1 protein-coding gene is annotated in these 317 nt (G+C 45.7%); it reads left to right on the forward strand.

Features of this window, described 5'->3' with window-relative positions:
- Positions 1-317, forward strand: a 317-nt coding sequence (locus LKX83_RS32300) for an ABC transporter transmembrane domain-containing protein (protein ID WP_255655024.1), incomplete at both ends; no start/stop codon positions are given.

Here is a 317-nt window from a genome sequence, read left to right on the forward strand (position 1 = left end):
ATCATTTCCCGGGTAACGAACGATACAGAGGCGGTACGGGAACTGTTTGTTAGCGTCATGGCAATCTTTGTCCAGAATATCGTTTATATGATAGGAATTCTTATCGCTTTATTTATTCTACAGCCTAAGCTTGCCCTGCTTTGTATTTGTCTGCTGCCGCTGCTGGCGCTGATTATTGCCGTATTTCGACGGTACAGCTCACTTGCATACAGTGAGATTCGTCTGCGGTTAAGTGAAATGAACGGCATGATTAATGAGATGATTCAAGGGATGAGCATTGTGCAGGCATTTCGGCGTGAGCGAGCAGTGCAGGAAGA

It is taken from the genome of Cohnella baijiui, from assembly GCF_020731285.1.
Taxonomy (GTDB): Bacteria; Bacillota; Bacilli; order Paenibacillales; family Paenibacillaceae; genus Cohnella.